At 64.8% G+C, this 25,967-nt stretch carries 24 protein-coding genes, 1 tRNA gene and 1 pseudogene; 7 read left to right on the top strand and 19 right to left on the bottom strand.

The features are described 5' to 3' along the window. Positions 1-57: 57 nt before the first annotated feature. From flgG to ACAW63_RS13485, 8 genes are all read right to left on the bottom strand, one after another. Positions 58-843, bottom strand: coding sequence for a flagellar basal-body rod protein FlgG (gene flgG, locus ACAW63_RS13520; RefSeq protein WP_371234296.1), 786 nt, complete (start codon positions 841-843; stop codon positions 58-60). A 46-nt stretch (positions 844-889) separates the two neighbouring features. Beyond that, the gene (locus ACAW63_RS13515) at positions 890-1,639 is read right to left on the bottom strand and encodes a flagellar basal body rod protein FlgF (RefSeq protein WP_371234294.1); all 750 of its coding nucleotides are present in this window, start codon (positions 1,637-1,639) and stop codon (positions 890-892) included. Positions 1,640-1,857: 218 nt separating this feature from the next. Beyond that, positions 1,858-3,363 carry a flagellar hook protein FlgE gene (locus tag ACAW63_RS13510; protein ID WP_371234293.1) on the bottom strand — a complete coding sequence of 502 codons (1,506 nt, stop codon included), beginning with the start codon at positions 3,361-3,363 and terminating at the stop codon, positions 1,858-1,860. 66 nt (positions 3,364-3,429) lie between these two features. Continuing rightward, a complete protein-coding gene (gene flgD, locus ACAW63_RS13505) occupies positions 3,430-4,122 on the bottom strand; it encodes a flagellar hook assembly protein FlgD (protein WP_371234291.1) in 693 nt (230 codons plus the stop codon). A 16-nt stretch (positions 4,123-4,138) separates the two neighbouring features. Beyond that, positions 4,139-4,582, bottom strand: coding sequence for a flagellar basal body rod protein FlgC (gene flgC, locus ACAW63_RS13500; protein ID WP_371234289.1), 444 nt, complete (start codon positions 4,580-4,582; stop codon positions 4,139-4,141). Positions 4,583-4,587: 5 nt separating this feature from the next. Further along, the gene (gene flgB / locus ACAW63_RS13495; protein WP_275607970.1) at positions 4,588-4,995 is read right to left on the bottom strand and encodes a flagellar basal body rod protein FlgB; all 408 of its coding nucleotides are present in this window, start codon (positions 4,993-4,995) and stop codon (positions 4,588-4,590) included. Positions 4,996-5,742: 747 nt separating this feature from the next. Further along, positions 5,743-6,564, bottom strand: a complete 822-nt coding sequence (cheR, locus tag ACAW63_RS13490) for a protein-glutamate O-methyltransferase CheR (RefSeq protein WP_331317212.1) — start codon at positions 6,562-6,564, stop codon at positions 5,743-5,745. Positions 6,565-6,692: 128 nt separating this feature from the next. Beyond that, positions 6,693-7,631 (bottom strand): chemotaxis protein CheV, encoded by a 939-nt coding sequence (locus ACAW63_RS13485; protein ID WP_371234287.1) that lies wholly within the window; start codon positions 7,629-7,631, stop codon positions 6,693-6,695. 135 nt (positions 7,632-7,766) lie between these two features. Between ACAW63_RS13485 and flgA the strand changes: the two genes are divergently transcribed. The 4 genes from flgA to ACAW63_RS13465 all read left to right on the top strand — a co-directional run bounded on the left by flgA (position 7,767) and on the right by ACAW63_RS13465 (position 10,261). Next, positions 7,767-8,456 carry a flagellar basal body P-ring formation chaperone FlgA gene (gene flgA / locus ACAW63_RS13480; protein WP_371234670.1) on the top strand — a complete coding sequence of 230 codons (690 nt, stop codon included), beginning with the start codon at positions 7,767-7,769 and terminating at the stop codon, positions 8,454-8,456. A gap of 132 nt (positions 8,457-8,588) precedes the next feature. Further along, complete coding sequence (gene flgM / locus ACAW63_RS13475; RefSeq protein WP_371234285.1) at positions 8,589-8,903, top strand: flagellar biosynthesis anti-sigma factor FlgM; 315 nt, start codon at positions 8,589-8,591, stop codon at positions 8,901-8,903. A 47-nt stretch (positions 8,904-8,950) separates the two neighbouring features. Continuing rightward, positions 8,951-9,412 (top strand): flagella synthesis protein FlgN, encoded by a 462-nt coding sequence (locus tag ACAW63_RS13470; RefSeq protein WP_275607975.1) that lies wholly within the window; start codon positions 8,951-8,953, stop codon positions 9,410-9,412. Between the two features lie 99 nt (positions 9,413-9,511). After that, positions 9,512-10,261: a flagellar regulator YcgR PilZN domain-containing protein gene (locus ACAW63_RS13465; RefSeq protein ID WP_331317204.1), complete on the top strand. Its 750-nt coding sequence runs from the start codon at positions 9,512-9,514 to the stop codon at positions 10,259-10,261. Positions 10,262-10,307: 46 nt separating this feature from the next. Here ACAW63_RS13465 and ACAW63_RS13460 read toward each other — a convergent pair whose 3' ends face one another. The 8 genes and pseudogenes from ACAW63_RS13460 to ACAW63_RS13425 form a co-directional block, all read right to left on the bottom strand. Beyond that, positions 10,308-11,642, bottom strand: a complete 1,335-nt coding sequence (locus ACAW63_RS13460; protein WP_371234284.1) for an MFS transporter — start codon at positions 11,640-11,642, stop codon at positions 10,308-10,310. Positions 11,643-11,894: 252 nt separating this feature from the next. Continuing rightward, positions 11,895-13,133, bottom strand: a complete 1,239-nt coding sequence (locus ACAW63_RS13455) for a glutamine synthetase family protein (RefSeq protein WP_371234668.1) — start codon at positions 13,131-13,133, stop codon at positions 11,895-11,897. 277 nt (positions 13,134-13,410) lie between these two features. Beyond that, positions 13,411-13,800, bottom strand: a pseudogene (locus ACAW63_RS13450) (magnesium transporter CorA); the annotation flags it as partial. A 155-nt stretch (positions 13,801-13,955) separates the two neighbouring features. After that, positions 13,956-15,086, bottom strand: coding sequence for a TIGR03364 family FAD-dependent oxidoreductase (locus ACAW63_RS13445; RefSeq protein ID WP_371234282.1), 1,131 nt, complete (start codon positions 15,084-15,086; stop codon positions 13,956-13,958). 127 nt (positions 15,087-15,213) lie between these two features. Continuing rightward, the gene (locus tag ACAW63_RS13440; RefSeq protein WP_371234280.1) at positions 15,214-16,239 is read right to left on the bottom strand and encodes a putative 2-aminoethylphosphonate ABC transporter substrate-binding protein; all 1,026 of its coding nucleotides are present in this window, start codon (positions 16,237-16,239) and stop codon (positions 15,214-15,216) included. A gap of 124 nt (positions 16,240-16,363) precedes the next feature. Continuing rightward, positions 16,364-18,067, bottom strand: coding sequence for a putative 2-aminoethylphosphonate ABC transporter permease subunit (locus ACAW63_RS13435; RefSeq protein WP_371234278.1), 1,704 nt, complete (start codon positions 18,065-18,067; stop codon positions 16,364-16,366). Position 18,068: 1 nt separating this feature from the next. Then, positions 18,069-19,124, bottom strand: coding sequence for a putative 2-aminoethylphosphonate ABC transporter ATP-binding protein (locus tag ACAW63_RS13430; protein WP_371234275.1), 1,056 nt, complete (start codon positions 19,122-19,124; stop codon positions 18,069-18,071). 693 nt (positions 19,125-19,817) lie between these two features. Continuing rightward, positions 19,818-20,669, bottom strand: coding sequence for a LysR family transcriptional regulator (locus tag ACAW63_RS13425; protein WP_371234273.1), 852 nt, complete (start codon positions 20,667-20,669; stop codon positions 19,818-19,820). A 351-nt stretch (positions 20,670-21,020) separates the two neighbouring features. Here ACAW63_RS13425 and ACAW63_RS13420 point away from each other — a divergent pair, with 351 nt between their 5' ends. After that, on the top strand, positions 21,021-22,088 hold the full coding sequence (locus ACAW63_RS13420; RefSeq protein ID WP_371234271.1) for a diguanylate cyclase: 1,068 nt from the start codon (positions 21,021-21,023) through the stop codon (positions 22,086-22,088). Positions 22,089-22,155: 67 nt separating this feature from the next. Here the strand turns inward: ACAW63_RS13420 and ACAW63_RS13415 are convergent. Then, a tRNA-Arg gene (locus tag ACAW63_RS13415) sits at positions 22,156-22,232 on the bottom strand. Between the two features lie 93 nt (positions 22,233-22,325). Here ACAW63_RS13415 and ACAW63_RS13410 point away from each other — a divergent pair. Then, on the top strand, positions 22,326-22,811 hold the full coding sequence (locus tag ACAW63_RS13410) for a GNAT family N-acetyltransferase (protein WP_371234269.1): 486 nt from the start codon (positions 22,326-22,328) through the stop codon (positions 22,809-22,811). A 3-nt stretch (positions 22,812-22,814) separates the two neighbouring features. Here ACAW63_RS13410 and phnN read toward each other — a convergent pair whose 3' ends face one another. Continuing rightward, positions 22,815-23,378, bottom strand: a complete 564-nt coding sequence (gene phnN, locus ACAW63_RS13405; RefSeq protein ID WP_371234267.1) for a phosphonate metabolism protein/1,5-bisphosphokinase (PRPP-forming) PhnN — start codon at positions 23,376-23,378, stop codon at positions 22,815-22,817. Between the two features lie 482 nt (positions 23,379-23,860). Here phnN and amrZ point away from each other — a divergent pair, with 482 nt between their 5' ends. Continuing rightward, positions 23,861-24,193 carry a transcriptional regulator AmrZ gene (gene amrZ / locus ACAW63_RS13400; protein ID WP_015476477.1) on the top strand — a complete coding sequence of 111 codons (333 nt, stop codon included), beginning with the start codon at positions 23,861-23,863 and terminating at the stop codon, positions 24,191-24,193. A 117-nt stretch (positions 24,194-24,310) separates the two neighbouring features. Here amrZ and mgtE read toward each other — a convergent pair whose 3' ends face one another. Further along, on the bottom strand, positions 24,311-25,753 hold the full coding sequence (gene mgtE, locus ACAW63_RS13395) for a magnesium transporter (protein WP_371234266.1): 1,443 nt from the start codon (positions 25,751-25,753) through the stop codon (positions 24,311-24,313). Between the last annotated feature and the right edge of the window lie 214 nt (positions 25,754-25,967).

Raw genomic sequence — 25,967 nt, 5'->3', positions numbered from 1 at the left:
CTACCTCTCGGGGAGAGCGACTACGGTTTCACCAGAGCCCGGGGGCTCCGTCATTCACTACAAGTTCTGGGTCACGAACGACAGCATCTGGTCGGCGGTGGAGATGACCTTGGAGTTCATCTCATAGGCGCGCTGGGTGGTGATCATGTTCACCAGCTCCTCGACCACATTGACGTTGGAGTTTTCCAGGGTGTTCTGCTGCACGGTGCCCAGGCCGTTCAGGCCCGGCGTGCCGACCTGCGGCGCGCCGCTGGAACCGGTTTCCAGGAACAGGTTGCCGCCGATGGCCTCCAGACCGGCCGGGTTGACGAAGTCGGCGGTCTGGATGTTGCCGATGATCTGCGGCTGCGGGTTGGCCGGGGTGGTCACCGAGACGGTGCCGTCCTGGCCGACGGTGAAGGTCTGGGTCTCGTTGGGCACGACCACGGCCGGCTCCAGCGCATAACCGTTGGCGGTGACGATCTGGCCGTCGGAGTTCAGGTGGAAGCTGCCGTCACGGGTGTAGCCGACGGTGCCGTCGGGCATCAGTACCTGGAAGAAGCCGCGACCGTTGAGCGCCATGTCCAGCGGCTGGTCGGTGGTCTGCAGGCTGCCTTCGCTGAAGTTCTTCTGGGTGCCGACGATGCGCACACCGGTGCCCAGCTGCAGGCCGGAGGGCAACTGGCTGTCCTGGGTGGAGTTGGCGCCGGGCTGACGTTTGATCTGGTACAGCAGGTCCTGGAACTCCGCGCGGTCGCGCTTGAAGCCCGTGGTCGAAACGTTCGCCAGGTTGTTGGAAATGGTGGTCAGGTTCATGTCCTGGGCCGAAAGACCCGTCTTGCTGACCCACAGTGCCGAAAGCATCGTCGTTCTCCTCGGGCGCCGGATTCATGGCGCCTCGATCTGGTGATTAGCTAAATTGCAAAACCCGCGCCATGGCCGCCGAATCGTCTTCGGCGGTGCGCATCATCTTGACGTGGAGCTCGAACTGGCGGGACAGCGAGAGGATCGAGGTCATCTCCTCCACCGCGTTGACGTTGCTCGCTTCGAGGAAGCCCGACACGACCGTGGCGTTGGCATCGGCTTGCGGCGCCGGCTGCCCCGGCTCCCGCTTGATGCGCACCAGGCCGTCGAGGCCCTTCTCCAGCTTCTTCGGGTCCGGGGTGACCAGCTTGATGCGGTCCACCTCGGCCACCACGCTGGGGTTGTCGCCCAGGCCACGGATGCTGATGGTGCCGTCCTCGCCGATGTCGATCTTTTCCTGCGGCGGCACGGCAATCGGCCCGCCGTTGCCGATCACCGGCAAGCCGTCGCCGGTGCGCAGCTGGCCGAGGGCGTCGATTTCCAGGCTGCCGGTGCGCACATAGGCTTCGCCACCGTCGGGCGCCTGCACGGCGATCCATGCATCGCCCTTGGCGGCGACGTCGAGGTCACGGCCGGTTTCCTGCAGGCTGCCGGGAGTGAAGTCGGTGGCCGGACGCTCGGTCATGGCGTAGACCCGCGCCGGGAAACTGTCGCCGAAGACCTGCATCGAGCGCGCCTGCTCGAAGTCACGGCGGAAGCCGTTGGTGGAGATGTTCGCCAGGTTGTTGGCGTGAGCGCGCATCGCCAGGGTGTTCTGGCTCGCTCCGCTCATCGAGACGTACAGCATCTTGTCCATCGAATCCTCCAGGCCCGCGGCGATTGCCGGTCGCGGGTGTCTTGGAGGCTATTCAGCAAGGGGCGTGCCAGAACCGAGAAACACCCACAACATACTGATATATAAGGACTTTAAAAAAGAAATGGCTCCCGAAGGAGCCTTTCGAAGGCGGTGGCGGCGAGGGTCTGCCGCCACCGGCAAGGGGATTTGCCGCCTGGGCCGTGCCTTTCTAGAGAGGATTACCGCAGGTTGATGATGGTCTGGGTGACCGCATCCTCGGTCTGGATGGTCTTGGCGTTGGCCTGGTAGTTGCGCTGGGCGACGATCAGGTCCACCAGCTCGCTGGACAGGTCGACGTTGGAAGCCTCCAGGGAGCCGGACTGCAGCGCGCCGAGGGTGCCCGAGCGCGGGGTGCCGATCACCGGCTCGCCGGACTCCGAGGACTGCACCCAGGAGGTCTTGCCGATCGGGGTCAGGCCCTGGACGTTGGCGAAGTTCGCCAGCACCACCTGCCCCTGCACCTTGGACTGGCCATTGGTGTAACGGGCAAAGATGTTGCCCTGGTCGTCGATTTCCAGACCCGAGAGCTGGCCGGTGGTGTAGCCGTCCTGGTTGACGCTGTTCACCGCGAAGGCGGTGGCGTACTGAGTGGACTTGCGGATGTCCAGGGTGACGCCGCCAGCGTTGGCGGTGGCGCCGTTGGCGCTCCAGGTCGGCGGGGTCTTGCCGTCGGAGATGGCCGGAACCCAGTCGCCCATGACCAGGGTGCCGTCGGTGGGGTTCACCGAGAAGGCATTGCCGGTGCCATTGTTCACCGGGGTCTGGGTCAGCAGCTGGCCCGCTGCGCTGAAGTTCAGGTTGACCTGGTACGGACTGCTGCCCATCCCGCTGACGGCAGCCAGCACGCTGGCCGGAGTCGCGCCGGCCGCCGCAGCGGCGGCAGCGGCAGCCGCCTTGGCGGCGGGCGTTGCGGTGGATGCCGCCACGGCGTTGGAGACATCCGCCGCCGTCGCCCCGGCAACACCGGCCGCGGTGGTGGCGGCGCTGATGGCCGTGCTGTCATCGGTCGGGTTGGCCGGATTGCGGCCATCCACCAGCACGTTCATGGTCCAGTCGTTGGGGCCGGTCTTGGTGAAATACTGGGTCAGCACGTGGGCGTTGCCCTGGCTGTCGTAGATGTTCACCGAGGTCGACGAGTTGTAGGTGGTCGGATCGTTGGGATTGAACGGGGTGACCGTCGGCGTGGTGTTGGTGGAGTTCAGGTTGAAAGTCTGGTCGATCTGGCTGGTGGCCTTCGGCGCCTGGTTGCCGGTTTCGATGTGCAGATCGCCGACCACGCCGTTCTGCAGCTGGCCCTGGGCATTCACCGCATAGCCCTGCAGGCGGTAGCCGTTGTTGTCCACCACGTAGCCGTTCTTGTCGGTACCGAAGTAACCGGCACGGGTATAGCTCACCGCACCATTGTTGCTGGTAACGAAGAAGCCGTTGCCGTTGATGGCCATGTCCAGCGCGTTCTGCGTGGAATCGATGGTGCCCTGGTTGAACAGCTGCGAAACGTTGGACAGCAGCACACCGCTGCCGACCGGGTTGCTGCCGGAACCCAGCACGGAGGCGGCATACACATCGGAGAACTCCGAGCGCGACTGCTTGAAGCCGACGGTGCTGGCGTTGGCGATGTTGTTGCCGGTGGTATTCAGGTCACTGGAGGCGGCCTTGATACCGCTGAGCCCGATATTGAAAGACATCTTTATCTCCTTGTCGGTATCGCCGACGAATCTGTTCGGTCGGGCGCAAAGCCCGCCAGCGGCAGGTTACTGACCGATGATCTGCACTTTGGAAAGGCCGATGCTGCCGAGCCCCGCGAGGTTCAGGGTCAGCTCGCCGCCGTTCTGCCCGAGGGTCACGCTGTCGACGTTGGCCGGCAGGAAAGTGGTCAGGGCGTAGGTCTTGCCTTCGTAGTTGGTCTGCGCCTCGAACTTGTAGCGTCCCGGCGGCATGAGATTGCCGCTCGAATCCTTGCCGTCCCACATGAAGTTGACGTTGCCGGCGGTCTGCTGGCCCATCTCGACGCGGTTCACCAGGGTGCCCTTGTCGTCGTAGACGTTGACCCAGCTGTTGGCCGTGGAAACCGGCAGCGTGTAGGTACCCTTGAAGGTCTCGGCGGTGTCGACCATCGACTTGTCGGTCGGCACGATGACCTTGCGCCCTACCAGGGACGAGGCTTGCAGGGCCTGGGACGACTGGTAGTTGGAGAGCATGCTGTCCATGCTCGAGTTCAGCGACTGGATGCCTTCCACGGTGCTGAACTGCGCCAGCTGGGCGATGAATTCGCCGTTTTCCTGCGGCGACATCGGGTCCTGGTTGTTCATCTGCGCCACCAGCAACTTGAGGAACTCGTCCTTGCCAAGGTTGTTCTTGCCGGTGGTGCCGTTGCTCTCGTTCTTGACCGAGTACTGGTCCAGTACGGAGTTGGCGCCGTTGATGCTGCTGTTATCGATGCTCATCGTGCTTCCTCAGCGCTTACTGACCCAGGGTCAGGACCTTCTGCATCATCTGCTTGGCGGTGTTCATCATTTCGGCGTTGGTCTGGAACGCGCGGCTGGCGGAGATCATGTCGGCCATCTCCTCCACCACGTTGACGTTCGGGTAGTACACGTAGCCGTCCTTGTCGGCGGCCGGGTGATTGGGCTCGTAGCGCGGAATCAGCGAGCTCTTGTCCTCGACCACGCCCAGCACCTGCACGCCGGAACCGGCGTGGTCGGTGTCGCCGAACAGCGAACCCTGGTCGCCGCCCTGGGCCTGCTGGAACATGGTGGCGAACACCGGATGGCGGGCGCGGTAGGTCTGGTCGACGCTGGAGGAAACGGTCTCGGCGTTGGCGATGTTCGAGGCGGTGGTGTTCAGACGGGTGGTCTGGGCACTCATGCCGGTACCGGCGATGTTGAAGACACTGGCGAGCGACATGGCGATTACTCCCCGCGCAGGGCGTTCATCAGCCCTTTGAACTTGTTGTTGAGGAAGGTGAACGAGGCCTGGAACTGCACGGAGTTTTCCGCGTAGTTGGACTGCTCGATCTGCTCATCCACGGTGTTCTGGTCCATCGAGGGCTGGAACGGCGTGCGGTACTTGAGAGCATCCTCGCCCATGCCGAAGCCTTCGGCGGCGATGTGGTGCGCGTTGGTACGGGTAGCGTTGAAGGTGCCGTTCTTGAGCTTGTCGGACTGGGCGGCCAGCACCGAGGCGAAATCCAGGTCGCGCGCCTTGTAGTTCGGCGTGTCGGCGTTGGCCAGATTGTTGGCCAGGACTTCAGCGCGCTGGGAGCGGAAGCTCAGTGCTTGCTGGTGGATGCCGAGGGCTTTGTCGAAGCTGATGCTCATGGTCGCGAACCTGTTTGCCGGTGTGGGCTTGCCAACACTTCAGCAAGGTGCGTGCCAGATTTATATATCCTTTTAATTCAATGGCTTGAGCATAAATCGAGAGCGGCAAAGGGCGGCAAACAGCGGCAAGCGGCAACCGGTTTCCTTGCCGCTGGGGATAAAGCGGCAAGATTGCCGCCCCTCCTCCGCCCGGCCGGCGGCGGCTCTTCGTAGGAGCGAGCTTGCTCGCGAACAGAATTACCCGGCCACATCGGCGTTAAGCGGTTCGCGAGCAAGCTCGCTCCTACAAACATCGAAAAGCGAAAAGCGGTTTCCAGTGAAACATCCGCACACGCCGGAGCGCCCCTTCAGGAGGCCGAGTGGAATCGCAGTTTCAGGGGTTGAGCGGCATGGGATGCCGCGAGAGCCGCGATGGGCCAGGGATGGCCCTTCGTGGAGGACGCCTAGTTCGGGCCCCTGAAACTTCGATGGAGCGAGGGAAACGAAGCGCAGCGAAGCAACAGCCGAAGGCTGGCCCGAAGGGTGAGCGAAGCGAATCACCTCCGGCGAAGCCGGGGCCGGATGCAGGGGCAAGACCTTTTGGTTCCTTTTGTGAGGGCGGCTATCCGACGTTTGACAAAAGGGACTCGCCCGAGGGGGCGAAACAAAAAGTCCCAGCACACGCCGAAGCGGCGCATACACACCCAAACAGAACGAAAAGCCTCGCGGACAAAGTCCGCCCCTACACCCGCCAGAGGCCAAGCCCCATCACTTGGCCTTGTAGATGATCCCCGGACTGCACTGAACCATCTGGTAATGATCTGGCAATGCGTTGAGTGCCTCGGACGCGCCGAGGAACAGATAGCCACCTGGCTTCAGCGTGGCATGGATACGCAGCAGGATGTCGCGCTTCACCTCGGCGGAGAAATAGATGAGCACATTGCGGCAGAACACCATGTCGAACTTGCCGAGGGTGGCGTAGCTGTCCAGCAGGTTCAACGCCCGGAATTCCACGCGGCTCTTGATCGCCGGCTTGACCGTCCAGCGTCCCGGCGTCTTCTGGTCGAAGTAGCGGACCAGGCGCTCCTGCGACAGCCCACGGCCGATCGCCAGGCTGTCGTACTCGCCGGCCTTGCACGCGGTGAGCATGGAGCCGGACAGGTCAGTGGCGACGATCTGTACGCCAGCCTTGAGCTGGCCGAGGTTGGTGCGCTCGAACTCGTCGATGGACATCGACAGCGAGTAAGGCTCCTGCCCCGAAGAACAGGCCGCCGACCAGATGCGCAAACGCTGTCCGGGCGATGCCTTGATCATCTCCGGCAGCACCCGGTTCTTCAGCACTTCGAAGGGATAGGTATCGCGAAACCACAAGGTTTCGTTGGTGGTCATCGCATCCACCACCTGCTCGCGCAGCTGGCTGCGGGCCTGGACCTTCTGTACCAGCTCGCCGAGGGACTTGATGCCCTGCTGCTCCATCAACTTGTTCAAGCGGCTGGAGACCAGGTATTGCTTGTTGGCGCCCAGGAGGATGCCGCAGGTCTTCTCCAGGAAATCCCGGAACAGCTCGAATTCAGTATTGGTGGATGTCACAGATAGACCTCTTCACTCATGGACGTTTGCCGTCGACACGACGGCAAACGCCTGACCGGTGCTCAAAAAACCATAGCCGAATCCTTGGCCCCGAGCGGCACCGGCACCGCTCGATTCAATTCGCGGACTCAGGCCGCCGTGCCATCCACCGCCTTGATCCGCTCCGCCACGCGGGCGGCCAGGTCATCGGGACGGAACTTGGCGAGGAAGTCGTCAGCGCCGACCTTCTTCACCATGGCCTGGTTGAACACCCCGGACAGCGAAGTATGCAGGAGAATATGCAGGTCCTGCATGCGCGGGTCGTGACGGATTTCCGCCGTGAGCGTGTAGCCGTCCATTTCCGGCATCTCGATGTCCGAGATCACCATCAGCAGGTCGCTGCCCGGATGACCGCCCGCCTCCACCATCTGCCGCAGGTAGTCCAGCGCCTGGCGGCCGTCGCCCAGCGCCAGCACCTCGACGCCGACGGTTTCCAGGCAACGCACCAGTTGCTTGCGCGCCACCGAGGAGTCGTCCACCACCAGCACGCGCTTGCTCACCGCGCGGGCCTGGGTCTCGGCGTCCAGCACGCCCTCGGAGATGTCCTCCGGGGTGGGCGCCACTTCGGCGAGGATCTTCTCCACGTCGATGATTTCCACCAACTGGTTGTCGACCCGGGTGACCGCCGTCAGGTAATGGTCGCGGCCAGTGCCCTTGGGCGGCGGATGGATCGACTCCCAGTTCATGTTGACGATGCGTTCCACCGAGTGCACCAGGAAGCCCTGCACCTTGGTGTTGTACTCGGTGATGATCACGAAACTGTTGCTGATGTCCCGCAGGGCGTGACGCCCCGTGGCCAGCGCCAGATCGAGGATCGGAATGGTGCCGCCGCGGATGTTCGCCACCCCGCGCACCACCTGGCTGGACTTGGGCATCACGGTCAGGCGCGGGCACTGCAGTACCTCTTTCACCTTGAACACGTTGATCCCGTACAACTGGCTGCCGTTCAGCCGGAACAGCAGCAGCTCGAGACGATTCTGGCCAACCAGCTGCGTCCGCTGGTTGACTGAATCCATGACTCCGGCCATTGAGCCTCCCCTGCACGCAACGCCGCCTGACCCGGCAGGCGGCACGACCATTGCTTAACCCGTTGCATGAAACAGGCAACGACATTTTTCCGACAGCTCCGAAGCGCGCGCGACCTCATGGCCGCCCTGCTCGGCATGTGCGCTGCGCTCAGCGCCGGCTCCACGCGGGCCGACGCCTTCACCGCGCCTGAAATCCTTATCGGCTCGACCCAGGGCTTTCTTGAATTCAAAGTCGAAGATTATCTGCAGAGCAGCGGAATTGAAGCGCGCTATGAAATCGAGGTGGCGCGCATCGATCCCCGCCTGCGTCTGGTGCAGTGCGACAAGGACTTGACGCAAGCCCTGGAAAGCCCGGCGCAGCCGGTCGGGCGCGTCACGGTGCGGGTGCGCTGCGACGGCAGTTCGCCCTGGACGGTGTTCGTGCCGGCCACGGTGAAGCTGTTCCGTCAGGTCGTCGTCACCACCCAGCCGCTCAAGCGCGACCACGTCATCGACGCCGCCGACATCTCCATGGTGGAGCGCGACGTCGGTCCGCTGACCCAGGGCTACCTGACCGACCCGCAGCGGGTCATCGGCCTCAAGCTCAAGCGCGCCACGGTGAACGACCAGGTGCTCGCGCCGGTCTTCCTCGAACAGGCCGAGGCCATCCGCAAGGGCGACCAGGTGGTGATCCGCGCGCGCACCAGCGCCATCAACGTGGTGATGCCCGGCGAGGCGCTGTCCGACGGCGTGCCCGGACAACAGATCCGCGTGCGCAACCTGCGCTCGCAGCGTATCGTCAAGGCGCGAGTGGTGGAGCCCGGAGCCGTCGAAGTCAGCCTGTAGTCCGCCGAGTCTGGCATGATGGGCGCAGCCTTCACTAAACTGTGCTCGGGTGCGCAAAAAATCGGCCTAAAGTTTTCCGCCGGCCGGCCGAAAAGCTTGGCAAGCGTCCAAATACCTCCAGAGGTTTCCAACATGGTTATCGACTTCAACCGGCTGAACCCGGCCTCTACGCCAGCCACCACTGGCCGTAGCGGTGCTGCGCAGAACGGTCGCAGCGAAGCCCCGGCCGAGTCTGCCACCACCACCGCCCCGGCCAAGAGCGGCGAATCGGTACAGCTCAGCGATACCGCCCAACAGTTGCAGAAAGTCAGCGATCAACTGAAGGACCAGCCCGTGGTCGACAAGGAAAAAGTGGCCCGCATCAAGCAGGCGATCGCCGACGGCAGCTACCAGGTCGACAGTCAGAAAGTCGCCAGCAAGCTGCTCGATTTCGAATCCCAGCGCTGACCTGAGCGTCGCGCCGGGGACCCGCTAGCCAAAGTGCCGAGCCCAAGATGTCCGATGCCCTGCTTTCCCTGATCAACGGCGACATCGATGCAGCCCGCCAGCTGCTGCAGTTGATCGACGACGAATACCAGGCGCTGCAAGCGCGCGATCTGGCGCAGCTGCAACAGCTGCTGGAACGCAAGGTACCGTTGATGCAGCAGCTCGAACGCAACGGTCGCGAGCGCGCCGCCGCCCTGCAGCAGGCCGGTGTCAGCGTGGATCGCCAGGGCCTCGAGCAATTCGCCCAGCGCAGTGGCAACGGCGAGCTGCTGGTACGTGGCGACGAACTGGGCGCCCTGCTCGACCAGTGCCAGGACGCCAACCAGCGCAACGGCCGGATCATCCGTGCAGGCCAGGCCAGCACCGGCCGCCTGCTCGACATCCTGCGTGGGCAGGACACCCCCAATCTCTACGACCGCCGTGGCAGCTCGACCCAGAGCAGCCGCCAGCGTCCGCTCAGCCAGGCCTGAGCACTGGCCTGACGGCCCGCCTTTGGGCACAATGCCAGCATCGGCATAACCCCGTGCCATACCTATAACAAACACAATCTAGATGGAGATCCGCGGACCGTGGCCAACCTGTTTGTCGAGGAAAACGGCCCTCAACCACCGAAAGTGCTCAAGGCTCCGGTGGAAATCCATGCGAGCCTGCGGACGCTCATGGACAGCCACGATCCCCTGGTGGTCACCTTCGAAGGCCGCAGCCAGCGCTTCCAGAGTTTCGTCGTCGAGGTCAATCGCGAGCGCAACCTGATCGCCCTGGACGAACTGATCCCCAACGACGGCGAGCGTTTCCTGCAGAACGGCGAACCGCTGCGCATCGAAGCCTTCCACGAGGGGGTGCGCATCGCCTGGGAATCGAAGCAGAACGCCTATTTCGCCGAGATCGACGGCGCCCGCTGCTACTGGCTGCCGGTGCCGGACGAGGTGCTCTACCACCAGCGTCGCAATGCCTACCGCGCCGGCGTCAGCCAGAGCCAGCCGGTGGCGGTGGAAATCGCCGGCGACAAGCTCAAGGCCCCGCTCAAGGGCAACCTGATCGATATCTCCGCCACCGGCTGCAAGGTTCGCCTGGACGGCAACGTCAGCGACCGCCTGCAACCGGGACAGGTCTACGAGCGCTTCACCGCCCGCCTGCCCTTCGGCGCCATCACCCTGGAAGTGGAACTGCGCCACGTGCACTTCGAGGAAAAGGTCGGCTTCAGCTTCGCCGGCCTGCGCTTCCAGCAGGTCAGCGGCCTGGTCCAGCGCAACATCGATCGCTTCGTCTACCAGCTGCAGCGCGAGGCCCGGCGCTTCGAGAAGGACGAGCTGTTCTAAGCTCGTCCGCAGGGCGGCAAGCGCTTGCCGCCCTTCCCTTGCCGCCTCATGCGGGCCGGCTTTCCTCTTCCGCTTCCGGCGCCGCCACCGAACTGTCGGTGCCCTTCATCTGAATCTCCACCGCGCGGTCATCGACCCGTGGATCGAGCGCGGCCGACAGCGGCGAGGACGCCAGGCTGTCCGGCGTAGCCACATGTTTGACCGGCGCCTCGTCGACCCGGTGCACGCCACTGACCTTCTCCGGCTGCACGCGCCAGATCAGGATCAGCGAGCAGGCACAGACGAAGGCGTAGAGCATGTTCGGACCGAACAGCTTCATCAGCGCTCCGGCCGCCAGCGGCCCGATACAGGCGCCGACGCCGAAGGTCACCAGCAACATCGCCGTCAGCGATACGCGACGGTCGCCCTCGACGTGGTCGTTGGAAAATGCCACCGCCAGCGGATAGAGGGTGAACTGCACCAGGCAGACCAGGAAACCCGCCGGCAACAGCAGCGCCAGGGACAGCGACAGGTCCGGCAGCGGCAACATCGGCAACAGCGCCAGCGGCAGCGCGAAGAGCAGCAGCAGGATCGCCGCGTTGCGGATCAGCACGGCGCGGTCGTAGCGGTCCGACAGCCAGCCCAGCGGCCACTGCACCAGCAGACCGGCAAAGATGCAGCCGCCCATGAACAGGCCGATCTGCTCGGTGGTGAGCCCTTGCTGCGAGGCGTAGAGCGGTGCGAGGCCGTAGAAGGCGCCGATCACCAGGCCCGACACCAGCACCGTGGTCAGCGACTGCGGCACCCGCTTGAGGAAGAAGCGCGGTTCCAGCGGCGCCGGACGCAGCGGCGCGGGGTGGACCTTGTGGGTAATCGCCACCGGAATCAGCGACAGGGCGAAGCACAGCGCGATCATCATCGGCAGTTCCGGCCCCAGCCCCGGGTGCACCACCAGCACCAGTTGGCCGAGCACCAGGCCCAGGTAGGAGGACACCATGTAGCCGGCGAACACCAGGCCGCGCTGGCGCGCCTCCGCCTGCTCGTTGAGCCAGCTCTCGATGACCATGTACTGGCACATCATGCCCAGGCCGATGGCAGTCCGCAGCACCAGCCAGAAGCCGAGCCAGGGCAACAGGCCGATGCCCAGCACCGCCGCCGTCACCAGGCCGCCGCAGGCGACGTAGGCGCGGATGTGGCCGACGCGGGCGATCAGCCGGTGGCCGATCTTGCCGCCCAGTACCAGGCCAAGGTAGTAGGCCGCCATCATGGCGCCGATCCACAGCCCGTCGACCTTCTCCGCGCCCAGGCGCAAAGCGAGGTAGGTACTGAGTAGACCGGAACCGGTCAGGAGCATGACGGCGGCGAAGTACAGAGCACGAAAAGCGGTGACGATCCGGAGCATCGGACCTCCTGGCCCAGGACAACCCCGGGACGGCACCCGGGTGACGGAAAGCGGGACTTGCCGTGACACCTTAGAGCCTGCCGGAGGGCGCGTCGAGAGGCCTGCCGGGCCTGGAACAGAGCGGGTCGCGGCGCGTGCCGTCGGGCATCCTGAAGGATGACGGCGGGATGCACGAGGATGTCGGGGAAATGCCCGCCGATCGCAGCCGCGCCGCTGTTTCGGCGCGATTGTGTCGGCGGGCCCGCGCAGCGATCAGGCCTGGGCGGCCAGCACGCGGCGCTCCCACGGAGTGATTTCGTCGAAGAAGCTGGTCAGCTCCATCGACTTGGTCGCGGTGTAGCCATCGATGAACTCGTTGCCGAACACCTCGCGCGCCAGCTGGCTGCGCTTGAGGCGCTGCAACGCGTCGTACATCGTGCACGGCAACAGCAGTGCCTCGGGCACCTCGAACTCGCCCTGGATCGCCTCGGTCGGCTCCAGTTCACGCTCGATGCCGTGCAGGCCGGCGGCCAGGCTGGCGGCAATCGCCAGGTACGGGTTGGCGTCGGCGCCCGGCAGGCGGTTCTCCACGCGACGGGCCACCGGCGCGCTGGCCGGAATACGCAGGCCGGCGGCGCGGTTGTCATGGGACCAGCAGGCGTTGTTCGGCGAGGCGTAGGGATGGCACAGGCGCTGGAAGGAGTTCACGTTCGGGGCGAACAGCAGGGTGAAGTCCGCCAGGCACGCCTGCTGGCCGCCGATGAAATGGCGGAAGGCCGGGGTGGCGTCGCCGTTGGCGTCGGTGAAGATATTGCGGCCTTCGCCATCGACGATGCTCTGGTGGATATGCATCGAGCTGCCCGGCGTCTTCGCCAGCGGCTTGGCCATGCACACCACGATCAGGCCATGCTTGAGCGCGACTTCCTTGAGCAGGTGCTTGAACAGGAAAGTCTGGTCGGCCAGCAGCACCGGGTCGCCGTGCAGGAAGTTGATCTCGAACTGGCTGGTGCCCATCTCGTGCATGAAGGTATCGCGCTCCAGCCCCACCGCCGCCATGCAGCGGTAGACGTCCTGGAAGAACGGACGCAGGCCGTTGTTGGAGGACACGCTGAAGGCCGAGTGGCCGATCTCGCGGCGGCCGTCCGGGCCGAGCGGGGCCTGGAAGGGTTCGTTGGCGTCGGGATTGGGAGCGAAGACGAAGAATTCGAGCTCGGTGGCCACCACCGGGCTCCAGCCGCGCTCGGCGTAGCGCGCCAGCACCCGCTTGAGCAGGCCGCGGGTGGACAGGCCGGAGGGCTGGCCGTCGAGCTCGACCGCGTCGCAGATGGCAAAGGCGCGGGGCTCGTCGCTCCAGGGCAGGCGGTGGATCTGGGTCGGCTCGGCGACCAGGGCAAGGTCGCCGTCGTCGCTGCCGTAGAATCTCGCGGGCGGGTACCCCCCCATGATGCACTGCAGCAGGACGCCACGCGCCAGCTGCAGGCGACGGCCAGTGAGGAATCCTTCCCCGGTCATCACCTTGCCACGCGGCACCCCGTTGAGGTCGGGGGTGACGCACTCGATCTCTTCGACTCCAGCCAGGCGCTCGGCGAGCGGGCTGCGTAGATCGCTACTCATGACTTCTTATCCTTGTACTTCGTCTTTGTAACAGGAGGCCGCGCACGGTGCGCTGCCTGTACAAAATACGCACCGCTCGTTCAATATTTCAAGCGGCACGGAGAAGGGAATTTCCTACGGGAAAAATCGCCAAGGGGAGCCCGACCTTGTAGGCTCCCGGTGCGCCCACCGGGATCGCCGCTGCCAGCAGGCGGCCGCGGGCGCAGACCCACAGGGTGGAGACATCCGAGGACATCCGGCTGCCGAAGTCGAACACCACGTCGTTGACCACCGCCAGCAGCGCGCCGTCGACGTGCTCGATGCGGGTGGAGCGCGAGCCTTCGCGCAGGCTCTCGAAGAAGTAGTCGGGCAGCTCCAGGTGCGACTTCATCCAGCGCTCGCAGGCGGCGTGCGCCAGGTTCAGGTGCAGCCAGAGGAACTCGTCCTCCGTGCGCGGCTCCCGCAGGCGCTGCAGCGCGGTGGGCGAGTCGATTTCCAGGCCGGGCTGGCCGGGGCGGAAACTGAAGCCATAAAGCAGGCCGAACAGATCGGAATCCTGATGGCTCTGGACGATGCAGTGGTTCATGGGGCTCCGGGCAGGCGACCGTAAGAGCGAGCTTGCTCGCGAACCGCCTGGCACCGTGCCGTGCAGGTTCGCGAGCAAGCTCGCTCCTACAAAAAAGCTAATCCGTGTCTGCCGGTAGTATCAGAACCCGGTGAACGGCAGATGACAGTCACGTGTCAGCCAAACAGCGCCGCTACAGTGCGCTCACCCAACTCCGGACTGACGCTCATGCCCACGCCGGTATGCATCAGCACGGCGGTAATCCCGTCGGCGGCCTGCAGCACCGAGAACGGCCCCGGCCCGCGGGAGCCGTAAACGCCCTGCCAGCGCTCGACCACCTCTACGCGCATGCCCAGGGTGTCCTCGGCCAGCGCCAGCATCAGGCGGTCGACGAACTCGGCGTTGAAGGGCTCGGCGTCGCTGCCGTAATGATGGGAGTCGCCGATGATCAGCTCGCCGTAGGGCGTCGGGCTGATCAGCAGGTGGATGCCCTGGGCCTCCAGCTCCGGCGTCTCGCGGCGGATCTGCGCCCGGATCGCCTCAGCCTCCGGCAGGTCGGCGAAGGCGCCGTAGTGCACGCAGCTCAGGCCCGTGAGCAAGGCGTGGCCCAGGCCGAAGTCGACCTGCGGACGCGCCCGCAGCATCTGCAGGCGGCACACCTGCGGCTCCAGCGGGGCGATGGCCTCGGCCAGCAGGGTCTGGTAGTCATGACCGGAGCAGACGATCACCTGTCCGGTGGTGAAGGTGCCCGCCGTGGTGCGCAGCAGGCCGGTATCGACGTCGCGGACCAGGGTGGAGAAATGGAACTGCACGCCCAGTTCGCGACGCAGGTAGTCGATCAGCGTCGGCAATGCCTCGCGCGAATACAGCTGCTGATCGTCGAAGCCATGCAGCGCTGCGCGATGATGGCGGAAGCGACCTTCGTAGAGGTCGTTGAGCGCGCCGCCGCGTAGCAGCTCGGCGTTGTACGCCTGTTCCTTCGCGCGACCGGCGCAAAAGGCCTCCAGCAGAGCCTCTTCCGCTTCGGTGCGGGCGAACAGCAGCGAACCGTTGCGGCGCAGGGAGAACCCGGCCTGCTGCGCCCAATGTGCCCAGATCGATCGGCTGGCGCGGGCCAGGTCCGACATCACGCCCGGCGGCTGGCCAGTGACCAGGGCCTGGCCGAAGTTGCGCACCGAGGCGCCCAGCGGCGTGGTGGTACGCTCGAAGACGCGCACGGACAGGCCGCGCCGGGCAGCGGCGTAGGCGTGGGAAAGGCCAAGGATGCCGGCGCCGACGATGGCGACGTCGCAGTGGGTCTGGGGCATGGGGGAATCCTTCTTGCGAGGTGCCCGCCGCACCTGCCGCGGGGGCGCGACAGGTGCGAGGGTTGAACGATGTGGCCGCCCCGTCTGCGGGCGGCGCCCCTTTCCATGGGAAAGAGGGCTCATGCGCTTACTTCTGCGCAACCTTCTCCGACTTGCCGTCGTAGCGCTTGCGCCATTCGGCGAGGATCTCGTCGCGGTTCTTCGAGGCCCAGGCGAAGTCGTTCTTGATCAGGCGCTGCTCGTAGTCGGCCGGCAGTTCGGTCTGCGGCTTGGCGATGCCCGGCTGGGCCAGCACGGCGAAGTTTTCCTTGTACAGCTCCATGGCCTTGGGGCTGGCGGAGAAGTCGGCGAGCTTCTTCGCCGCGTCTTCATGCTGGGTGCCCTTGATGATGCCGGTGGCCTCGATTTCCCAGCCCAGGCCCTCTTTCGGCAGGACGATGTCCAGCGGCGCGCCCTGGCGCTTCAGCTGCACGGCCGGGTATTCGAAGGAAATGCCGATCGGGAACTCGCCGGCGGCGGCCAGCTTGCACGGCTTGGAGCCGGAGTGGACGTACTGGCCGATGTTCTCGTGCAGGGCGTCCATGTAGGCCCAGCCCTGCTTCTCTCCGAAGGTCTGCAGCCAGGCGGAGACGTCGAGGAAGCCGGTGCCGGAGGACGCCGGGTTCGGCATGACGATCTTGCCCTTGTACTCGGGCTTGGTCAGGTCCTGCCAACTGATGGGTTTTTCCAGGCCCAGTTTCTCGGCTTCCACGGTGTTGAAGCAGATGGTGGCGGCCCACACGTCCATGCCCACCCAGGCCGGCGGGTTGGCCGGGTCACGGTAGTTCTTGCCGATGGCGTCCAGGTGCTTGGGCGCGTACTTCTCCAACATGCCCTGCGCATCGAGGATGGCCAGGCTGGACGCGGCCAGGCCCCACACTGCGTCGGCCTGCGGACGGTCCTTCTCGGCCAGCAGCTTGGCGGTGACGATGCCGGTGGAGTCGCGTACCCACTTGATCTTGATGTCCGGGTTCTCGGCTTCGAAGGCCTGCTTGTAGGCGGTCAGCTGTTCCGGTTCCAGGGCGGTATAGACGGTCAGTTCGGTGTCGGCGGCGTGGGCCTGTGCGGCGAAACCGGCAACCACGGCGGCAGCGAGGGCAAGACGTTTGAACATGTGGAGCTCCTTGGCATTTTTGGGTCCCCGCGCTCGCGGGGATGACGATAGGTGCAACGTTGAGTTTCTGGTTCAGAGCGGCAGGTGAAGCGCTACTTACGTGCAACGTAAAAACTCTGGGCGATCACTTCCTCCAGGCCTGGGAGCGGCGCAGCAGGCCGCGCGAGGCGCCGGCCAGCAGCAGCGACACGGCGGCGGAGGTGAACAGGATCAGGGTGGACATGGCGGCGGCGCCGCCGACGTTGCCGGAGTCGTCCATGTTCAGCACGGCGACGGCGGCGAGGATGGTGTCCGGGTTGTAGAGGAAGATCGCCGCCGACACCGTGGTCATCGCCGAGACGAACAGGTAGCGGATGATGTCCAGCAGCGCCGGCAGGCAGATCGGCACGGTGACGCGCAGGTAGTGGCGCCACAGCGGCATTTTCAGCGACAGCGCGGCAGCCTCGAACTCGCCGTCGAGCTGGCGCAGCGCGGCGGTGGCGGTCATCTGCGCGGTGGTCAGGTAGTGGGCGATGGTGCACACCACCAGCAGCGCCATGCTGCCGTAGAACACATGCAGCGGGTTGCTCGGCAGGTTGAAGAAGAAGACGTAGCCCAGGCCCAGCACCAGGCCGGGAACGGCCATCGGCACGAAGCAGAGCATGCGCAGCAGCTGGTTCAGCCATGGCTGCTCGCGGGTCTTCTCCATCAGGTAGGCGCCGGTGAAGATCACCGCGCTGCCGATGATGGCGGTACAGGCGGCCATGGTCAGGCTGTTGCGGTAGGCCAGCCAGCCGCCGCCGGCGGTGGTGTCGAAGTCGTAGTGATGCAGCGACAGCGACAGGTTGTACGGCCAGAACTTCACCAGCGAGGAGTACACGGCCATGCCCAGCACGCCCAGCAGCACCGCGCAGATCAGCACGACGACGGCGAGGAAGGCGGCATCGCGGCGGCGCGACGGCTTGGGATGGTAGACCTGCGCGCGGCCACTCATGGCCTCGCGCTGGCGCAGGCGAAGCCAGGTGTCCACGGCGAAGCTGAGCAGCGCCGGCAGCAGGAGGATCATGCCGATCTGCGCGCCACGGCCGAACTGCTGCTGGCCGACCACCGCCTTGTAGGCTTCCAGCGCCAGCACCTGATAGTCGCCGCCCACCACGACCGGCACGCCGAAGTCGGTGATGGTCAGGGTGAACACCAGGCAGAAGGCGGCGAACACACCCTGCCGCGAGCCCGGCCAGGTGATGCTGCGGAAGGCTTTCCAGGGGCTGGCGCCCATGCTGGAGGCGGCGTCGAACAGACGCGCATCGGCCAGCGACAGCGCGGACAGCAGGATCATCAACGCATGGGGGAAGGTGTAGATGGCCTCGCCCAGGACGATGCCCCAGAAGCCGTAGATATTGTCCGGCACCCAGCCGCGCAGCAGGCCCTGGTTACCGAACAGGTAGATCAGCGCGATGCCCGGCAACATCGACGGCGCCAGCAGCGGCAGCAGGGAAATCCCCCGCCACAGGCCCTTGGCCGGGATCAGCGTGCGTTGCAGCGCGTAGGCGAACAGGTAAGCCGCCGGCACGACGATGCACGCCACGCTCAGCGAAACCTTCAGGCTGTTGCCCAGAAGCCAGTGGAAGTTATCGCTGCGCAGCAGTTCGCCCATCGCGGCAACGCCGCCGCCCTGCCCCGCCGCACTGCTGAAGCCGCGCCAGAAGATGGCCAGCAGCGGCAGCAGCACCGCAACGGTGAGCAGGACCAGCAGCAGGCACTTGCCGCCACGGACGAACAGGCGATCGCCCAGATCGCCACGGAGCTTGCCGGCGGACAGCGCCGGATTGTGATTCACCACGGCATCCATCTCAGGCGAACACCTGCAGGCTGCGGGGCGGCAGGGACACCCAGATGTCCGGCGTGCCCAGGCGCGGCATGTCTTCCGGCGTCAGTTCGGCCAGCAGCGGATGGCCGGGCAGTTGCTCCAGCTCGAAGCTCATGCGGCAGCGGTTGCCGAGGAAGGTGATCTCGCGGATCTGCGCGCGGAACAGGTTGTCCTGATGCACCGCCGGGTTCACGCTGATCGCTTCCGGACGGCAGAACAGCCGGCCCGAAGCGCTCGCGGCCTGGTTCTGCAGGCGCAGGTTGAGGCTGCCGACGCGGGCATGGCCATCGTTGCCGCGCTCGAACGGCAGCCAGTTGCCCTGGCCGACGAACTCGGCGACGAAGGGCGTGGCCGGGGTGCTGTAGATCTCCTGGGCGGTGCCGTACTGCTCGATGCGACCGTGGTTCATCACTGCGATGCGGTCGGCCATCAGCATGGCTTCGTCCTGGTTGTGGGTCACCATCACGGTGGTGATGCCCAGGCTCTTCTGCAGTTGCCGCAGCTCACCACACAGGTGCTCGCGCACACGGGCGTCCAGCGCCGACATCGGCTCGTCGAGCAGCAGCAGCGACGGGCTCGGCGCCAGCGCGCGGGCCATCGCCACACGCTGCTGCTGGCCGCCGGAGAGCTGGCCGGGGTACTTCTTCTCGCTGCCGGAGAGGCCAACCAGCTCCAGCATCTCGGCTACGCGGCGGCGGGCTTCGTCCTTGCTGGCGTTGGCCAGGCCGTAGGCGATGTTCTGCTCGACGGTCAGGTTGGGGAACAGTGCGTAGGACTGAAACAGGATGCCGTAGTCGCGCGCCTGCGGCGGCAGCAGGGACACGTCGCGCTGGCCCAGGTGCAAGGTGCCCTCGTCCTGGCGCTCCAGGCCGGCGATGCAGCGCAGCAGCGTGGTCTTGCCGCAACCGGAGGGACCGAGCAGACAGACCAGTTCGCCCGCCTTGACGTCCAGCGAAACGCCGTCGAGGGCGACGAACTGGCCGAAGCGCTTGCGGATGTGGCGCACGCTGAGCGGCGTGCCGGCGATGGTCGTGTGCATGGCGGTACCTCGTGTTCTTGTGGCTCACGTCGCCGTGGGCAGCGGCGTGACTTGACGAGGTTCATGCTAGGGAGCGAATGCGACGGCTCTATTGCGATGAGGAAAAGTGCACCGATAGATCCATAGGCAAATTTTGGTATGGGGATGAAAAATTTTGCGAAACGGCGGGATTGAATGGTTTGGTCTGCGGCATAGTCGTCAAGCGGATCGCGGATGGAGTCCGCTCCTACGCAGGCGCTAAGCAGAGGTATCTCCCTGTAGGAGCGGATTCATCCGCGATGCTTTCCACAAGAGCATCGCGGACAAGGTCCGCTCCTACGAGAGCGCAGCTTCCGCTCTGGCTCTCGCTTTATAAGGCTTCCAGAGAAACCTCCGCACACTCCAGAGCGCCCCTTCAGGAGGCCGAGTGGAATCGGAGTTTCAGGGGTTGAGCGACATGGATGTCGCGAGAGCCGCGATGGGCCAGGGATGGCCCTTCGTGGGGGGACGCCTAGTTCGGGCCCCTGAAACTTCGATGGAGCGAGGGAACCCCGGCGAAGCCGGGGCCGGATGCAGGGGCAAGCGCTTTGGTTACTTTCTCGCGTTTGAGAAAGTGACTCGCCCGAGGGGGCGAAACAAAATCCACCAACACACGCCGAAGCGGCGCGGAAATTCCTAAACCCAAACGAAAAGCATCGCGGACAGAGTCCGCTCCTACACCTGCGCCAACCCCAGAAACGCACTCGGCAACCGCGCCTGCCGCCGATCCTTCAGGCAATACAGGTACTCATCGATCCGCCGCGCGCCAACGATCTCCAGCACGCACAGCTGCGGATTATCCGGCACCTCCTGGCGGGCGATGATGCTCACTCCCAGGTTGCGGATCACCGCCTCACGGATCGACTCGCGGCTGCCGATCTCCAGCATCGAGGCCGGGGTAACCCCGGCGTCCTGCAACATCGCCTCGGTGAGCTGGCGGGTGGTGGAACCCGCCTCGCGCATCAGCAAGCAGTGACTGCGCAGATCGCCCAACGCCACCGACTGCTGCATCGCCAGTGGATGGCTGCGATGCACCGCCAGCACCAACGGATCGCTGCCAAGCACCACGCGGGTCAGGCGCGCATCGTCCACCTGCTGCGAGGACGCCGCCAGGTCGACCCGGCACTCCACCAGCGCCTCCAGCACCTGCTGAGAGTTGCCGATCTCCACCGACACCTCGATCTGCGGGAAGCGCTCACGGAAGGTCTTGATCAGGCCGAGCACGTAATAAGGAGAAGTGGCGCCGATGCGCAGCGCGCCCTGCATCTGCCCGCAATTGCGCAGGTAGAACTCGATGTCGGCTTCCTGCTGCAGCAGCACCTCGACCATCGGCAGCAGGCGCGCCCCCTCGTCGCTCAGGGTCAGGCGGCGGCCGCCACGGTAGAACAGCTCCACCGCGTACTGGCTTTCCAGGTTGCGGATCTGGGTGGTGACGGTGGGCTGGCTCAGGCCGAGCTTCTTCGCCGCCTGGGTGATGCTGCCCAGCTTCGCAACCCGATAGAAGGCCTTCAGTTCTGCACTCAGCATCCGCTAGATCCGCTCGCTCGTAGAATTCTTCAACACACTTTCCCGGCCCGCCGGCCAGCATCGCGAGATGCTACAGCAAGTGCTGGAATCCTTCGAACGGGCGGCGGCGAGCTCGACGTGATGCTCCAGGGACAGCGCCCCGCCGCCTTCCACCGACAATCTCCGATGCGCCACGCCGGCCTGCATCCCACTAGGCAGGAAAAAGCCCGCGCCAACTCACTGCGGCGATTGCCGGCCACCGAAAGTACGTCCTGAGCCCCGGAGTCATCCTTGCGCGTGATCCCCTCCAGCGGGATACCATCGGTTCAACTATGCTCGCGCGAGCCATCCCACACGCGTACAGGGCGCGTCATGTTCAAGACCATAGAATCAGAAGTACTGAAACAGGCCATTTCCCCCGAGCTCAGGGCCGAGTTCTTCCAACATGATTTCGAGCGACTCCATGGATTCTGCCTGCTGGTGTTCTGCGTCAGCATCGGCACCTGGTTTCTCTTTGACCTGATCGTCAGCTTCCAGGCTCACCAGGGCTTCAGCTACATCTCGCTGCTCTTCCTGGCAGTGTTCTTCATCATCACCACGCTCGCCGCGCTGGCCCGCAAGGCCACGCATTTCTACTGCCTCAACCTGGCGTTCGTCCTGACCTTCGCACTGGGCGCGCGGATGGTGATCGAAGGCATCCCCAGTGACGTCCGCCAGGCCTGGCTGGTGATATCCGCATCCACCGTGCTCTACAGCGCCACCGCGATGCCGCTGAACCGCCCGGCATTCTTCGCCGTGCTGCTGGTGACCTGGATATTGCTCAACCCGCTGCTGGGCGATGTGCCCGAGTTTGACGTACGGCGCAGCATGTTGATCTGCTATCCAGTCTTCATCAGCGCCCTGTCGGTCTACATCTTCCATCACCTCAGCCAGGCCAAGCTGTACAACTACGCCATGGCCCGCCTGCTGCTCGACCAGGCCTACCTCGACACCCTGACCAATATCCCCAACCGCCGGTCGTTCATGGCCCGTGTCGGCAAACGGCTGGCGGACGACGGCGAGCAGCGTTACCTGGCGATGGTCGACATCGATCACTTCAAACGGGTCAACGACACCTATGGCCACGACGTCGGCGACGAAGTACTGACCCGCGTGGCGCAGACGATCAAGAACGAGATGAAGGACTTCGAGTTCGCCCGCCTGGGCGGCGAGGAGTTCGGCCTGTACCTCTGGGGCATCAGCGCCGAGGAGGCCGGCCGGCACATGGACAAGCTGCGGCACGCCATCGCCGAACAGCCCGGCAACCCGTCGGTCACCATCAGTCTCGGCCTCGCCCACCTCGCCCTGGACGGCAGCCTGAGCCAGGCACTGATCAAGGCCGACCAAGCGCTCTACGACGCCAAGCACAACGGACGCAACCGGGTGAGCTACAGCCCCTGAGGGAGGCCGACAACGCCCGGGAGTCCCCGCAAAAACAAAAGGCCCGCGAGCGCGGGCCTGGGCATGCTGGTGTCCCGGAGAGGGGTCGAACCTCCAACCTTCCCCTTAGGAGGGGGACGCTCTATCCAATTGAGCTACCGGGACACGATCGGGTCGGCATGTTAACGAGCGATGGCGAATTTGTCATGCCGCTGCCACCGGACGGGCCCATAATTTTTTCAACAGGGGAGGAATACCGTGAACACCAGCTCACCGGACCACGAAGCGACACCCGATTCGCCCTTCGCCACCTTCGACGTGCGTGTTGCCACACCGGACGACGCCACCGCCCTTGCGCCCCTGCTGAAACAGCTGGGTCTCGAGGACCCTAGCCCGGACATCGCGCTGCTCGCGCTGGAACTCGGCAACCAGCGCCCGACACGGGTCACGCTGGTGGCCGAACGCGACGGCACCTTGCTGGGCACCTGCACCCTGCACCTCATCGAACACATCGCCCACGGTTTCGCCCGCTCGGCGATCCTCGAAGACATGGTGGTGGACAGCCGGGCCCGCGGCCAGGGCATCGGCCAGGCGCTGATCCGGCGCGCCGTGGAATGGGCCAACGGCTGGGGCTGCTACAAGCTGGCGCTGTCCAGTCACCAGGACCGGGAAATGGCCCACCGCTTCTATGCGGCGATGGGATTCGCCCCCCACGGCGTCAGCCTGTCGCTGCGCCTGGACTGACGCTCAGCTCGCCTCGGCATCCGGCGGATCGAGCAGGTCCAAAAGATGGCCGACAGTGACGTCGAGCGACACCGAGTTGTCCAGCTCCACCAGCGGTCCGGGCAAACCATCGGCGAAGTGCGCGTTGCGGGCCAGGCGCGCCTCGATCTCCGGCAGCGTCTCGCGTCCCCGCTTCAGCAGGCGCTGCCGCAGCACCTCGGGTTCGACCCGCAGCAATACCGCGATCAGCCACGGATAACGACGTCGCGCCTCGGGCAGGTACTTGCGCGAGCCATTGACCAGCACGTCGTGGCCCGCGGCGAGCCAGTCATCGATCTCGCGGGGGATGCCGTAGTGCAGGCCATTGGCGCGCCAGCTCATGGCGAAGGCGCCTGCCAGCTCCAGACGAGCGAACTCCTCGACAGTCACCGAATGCGCCTCTTCCCCGCGCGCCTCGGCGGAGCGGGTGATGACACGCCGGACGATCCGGCAATCCCGCGCCGCCAGGGGAGCACTGGCGGCCTGCAACAGGCTGTCCTTGCCGGAGCCCGAAGGGCCCATCAGGTAAATGAGTCTGCCTGGGGTCATGACACTCTCTGGAGGGGCCGGCGGCTCGGCGCTGCGTCGTTTCTGATCCGCGGGCCAGATAATACCGTCCGCCACGCAGGAGGTCAGGAGAATTGCTGTCGGAATATGCGGTTAACACCGGCCAATCCTGCACCTGGCCTGCCCGCTGTGCCATCATGCGCGTCCCCTCATCGGATACACGCCTCCCCCCGTCGCAGTGACGGAGCGGAGTCGCCCGCAGTTCGGCTACGCTGCCAACATCGGGCCTGACGTCACTTGAACCCGTCGAAAGGAAGGTCTGCCGAGGACGTCGCATTTCGGATGATTGGTGCTGGCATTTAGCCTTCACCCGAGCCACAATAAGTCGCAGATTTGACGTCAAGTTATTGGTTTTTTTTCAAAACCGCTGACGACGCGCTGAACGACCAACGGAAACTGCTGTCAAAGGGCCTGAACGAACGCTGACCCATGGCATCGGCCTCCCTGACTTACAGGTTTAATGTATGCGCCCATTGAAACAGGCAACCCCTACCTACTCCAGCCGCACCGCTGACAAATTCGTCGTACGTCTGCCGGAAGGCATGCGCGAGCGCATCGCTGAAGTCGCTCGTAGCCACCATCGCAGCATGAACTCCGAGATCATCGCGCGCCTGGAGCAGAGCCTGCTTCAGGAAGGCGCATTGCAGGACAATCTCGGCATTCGCCTGGACAGCCCGGAGCTGAGCCTGCACGAACGCGAACTGCTGCAACGCTTCCGCCAGCTGACCCACCGCCAGCAGAACGCGCTGATCGCTCTGATCGCGCATGACGCCGAAATGGCGCAGAACGACGCCTGAGTCGTACGCAGTACCGAAAACAGCCGGCCCTGAGCCGGCTTTTTCATGCGCGCAATTTCCAGGGAAATTCCGGGCACAAAAAAGCCGCCTCGCGGGCGGCCTTTTCGGCGGGGCGGCTTACATCAGGAACAACGTGGCCAACCCGAGGAAGATGAAGAAACCACCGCTGTCGGTCATGGCGGTGATCATCACGCTGGAGCCCATGGCAGGGTCGCGCCCCAGGCGCAGCAGCGTCATCGGGATCAGCACGCCCATCAGCGCCGCCAGCAGCAGGTTCAGGGTCATGGCGCCGGTCATCACCGCGCCCAGCTCCCAGTTGCCATACAGGTAGAAGGCGACCAGGCCGATCACGCCGCCCCATATCAGGCCGTTCACCAGGGCTACGCCCAGTTCCTTGCGCAGCAGGCGGTTGGCGCTGTTGGTCTGGATCTGGTCCAGCGCCATGGCGCGGACGATCATGGTGATGGTCTGGTTGCCGGAATTGCCGCCGATACCGGCGACGATGGGCATCAGCGCGGCCAGCGCCACCAGCTTCTCGATGGAGCCTTCGAACAGACCGATCACCCGCGAGGCGATGAAGGCAGTGATCAAGTTGGTGGCCAGCCAGGCCCAGCGGTTGCGCACCGACTTCCAGACCGAGGCGAAGATGTCTTCCTCTTCGCGCAGACCGGCCATGCTCAGCACTTCGCTCTCACTCTCCTCGCGGATCAGGTCGACCATCTCGTCGATGGTCAGACGGCCGATCAGCTTGCCGTTCTTGTCCACCACCGGGGCGGAAATCAGGTCATAGCGTTCGAACGCCTGGGCGGCATCGTAGCCGTCCTCGTCGGGGGTGAAGGTCACCGGATCGGTCGCCATGACCTCGGCCACGTCCTTGTCCGGATCGTTCACCAGCAGGCGCTTGATCGGCAGCACGCCCTTGAGCACGCCGTCATAGTCGACCACGAAGAGCTTGTCGGTATGACCCGGCAACTCCTTGAGACGACGCAGGTAACGCAGCACCACTTCCAGGCTGACGTCATCACGGATGGTGACCATCTCGAAGTCCATCAGCGCGCCGACCTGGTCTTCCTCGTAGGACAGCGCCGAACGCACGCGCTCGCGCTGTTGCGCATCGAGGCTCTCCATCAGCTCGTGGACCACGTCGCGCGGCAGCTCCGGTGCCAGGTCCGCGAGCTCGTCGGCGTCCATGTCCTTGGCCGCGGCGAGGATCTCGTGATCGTCCATGTCGGCGATCAGGGTTTCCCGCACGGCGTCGGAGACTTCGAGGAGGATGTCGCCATCGCGCTCGGCCTTGACCAGCTGCCAGACCGTCAGGCGGTCATCCAGCGGAAGGGATTCGAGGATATGGGCGATGTCGGCCGGGTGCAGCTCGTCCAGCTTGCGCTGAAGTTCGGCAAGGTTCTGGCGGTGGACCAGGTTTTCGACGAGATCGTGATGCTGGCCTTCCTGACGGTGCGTCAGGTCTTCCACCAGCTTGTGCTTGTGCAGCAGGTCGACCACCTGATTGAGGCGGTCCTGCAGGCTTTCCTGCGGCTTCTTGGCTTCTACTTCGGTCATAGCACGCTCCACCCCCAGTGGCAGAACGCGCCATTGGGGATCAATACATCAGGTCGTGTGTACGCAATCGGGGTTCTGAGTAACTACTGGGTAAGTCCATGGTGGTTGTCCCATGCGCCCATCAAGGGCAGATGCGGGAAATGATAACACTCCGAGGTGCAGTTCGCGTTACAAAATCGCGGCAAGAACAATCGCTTGCGCCCGAAATCTCAGC

Source organism: Pseudomonas sp. QE6 (assembly GCF_041379005.1).
Lineage (GTDB): Bacteria > Pseudomonadota > Gammaproteobacteria > Pseudomonadales > Pseudomonadaceae > Pseudomonas.
Note: the sequence above shows the minus strand (reverse complement) of the source record. Positions and strands in the feature narration are given on the sequence as shown.

Bases quoted from the DNA above. Each gene is read 5' to 3' on its own strand.
- flgG (WP_371234296.1), bottom strand. From the start codon at position 843: ATGCTTTCGGCACTGTGGGTCAGCAAGACGGGTCTTTCGGCCCAGGAC.
- ACAW63_RS13515 (WP_371234294.1), bottom strand. From the start codon at position 1,639: ATGGACAAGATGCTGTACGTCTCGATGAGCGGAGCGAGCCAGAACACC.
- ACAW63_RS13510 (WP_371234293.1), bottom strand. From the start codon at position 3,363: ATGTCTTTCAATATCGGGCTCAGCGGTATCAAGGCCGCCTCCAGTGAC.
- flgD (WP_371234291.1), bottom strand. From the start codon at position 4,122: ATGAGCATCGATAACAGCAGCATCAACGGCGCCAACTCCGTACTGGAC.
- flgC (WP_371234289.1), bottom strand. From the start codon at position 4,582: ATGTCGCTCGCCAGTGTCTTCAACATCGCCGGTACCGGCATGAGTGCC.
- flgB (WP_275607970.1), bottom strand. From the start codon at position 4,995: ATGAGCATCAGCTTCGACAAAGCCCTCGGCATCCACCAGCAAGCACTG.
- ACAW63_RS13485 (WP_371234287.1), bottom strand. From the start codon at position 7,631: ATGGCCGGAGTCATGGATTCAGTCAACCAGCGGACGCAGCTGGTTGGC.
- flgA (WP_371234670.1), top strand. From the start codon at position 7,767: ATGTGCGCTGCGCTCAGCGCCGGCTCCACGCGGGCCGACGCCTTCACC.
- flgM (WP_371234285.1), top strand. From the start codon at position 8,589: ATGGTTATCGACTTCAACCGGCTGAACCCGGCCTCTACGCCAGCCACC.
- ACAW63_RS13470 (WP_275607975.1), top strand. From the start codon at position 8,951: ATGTCCGATGCCCTGCTTTCCCTGATCAACGGCGACATCGATGCAGCC.
- ACAW63_RS13460 (WP_371234284.1), bottom strand. From the start codon at position 11,642: ATGCTCCGGATCGTCACCGCTTTTCGTGCTCTGTACTTCGCCGCCGTC.
- ACAW63_RS13455 (WP_371234668.1), bottom strand. From the start codon at position 13,133: ATGACCGGGGAAGGATTCCTCACTGGCCGTCGCCTGCAGCTGGCGCGT.
- ACAW63_RS13445 (WP_371234282.1), bottom strand. From the start codon at position 15,086: ATGCCCCAGACCCACTGCGACGTCGCCATCGTCGGCGCCGGCATCCTT.
- ACAW63_RS13440 (WP_371234280.1), bottom strand. From the start codon at position 16,239: ATGTTCAAACGTCTTGCCCTCGCTGCCGCCGTGGTTGCCGGTTTCGCC.
- ACAW63_RS13435 (WP_371234278.1), bottom strand. From the start codon at position 18,067: ATGGATGCCGTGGTGAATCACAATCCGGCGCTGTCCGCCGGCAAGCTC.
- ACAW63_RS13430 (WP_371234275.1), bottom strand. From the start codon at position 19,124: ATGCACACGACCATCGCCGGCACGCCGCTCAGCGTGCGCCACATCCGC.
- ACAW63_RS13425 (WP_371234273.1), bottom strand. From the start codon at position 20,669: ATGCTGAGTGCAGAACTGAAGGCCTTCTATCGGGTTGCGAAGCTGGGC.
- ACAW63_RS13420 (WP_371234271.1), top strand. From the start codon at position 21,021: ATGTTCAAGACCATAGAATCAGAAGTACTGAAACAGGCCATTTCCCCC.
- phnN (WP_371234267.1), bottom strand. From the start codon at position 23,378: ATGACCCCAGGCAGACTCATTTACCTGATGGGCCCTTCGGGCTCCGGC.
- amrZ (WP_015476477.1), top strand. From the start codon at position 23,861: ATGCGCCCATTGAAACAGGCAACCCCTACCTACTCCAGCCGCACCGCT.
- mgtE (WP_371234266.1), bottom strand. From the start codon at position 25,753: ATGACCGAAGTAGAAGCCAAGAAGCCGCAGGAAAGCCTGCAGGACCGC.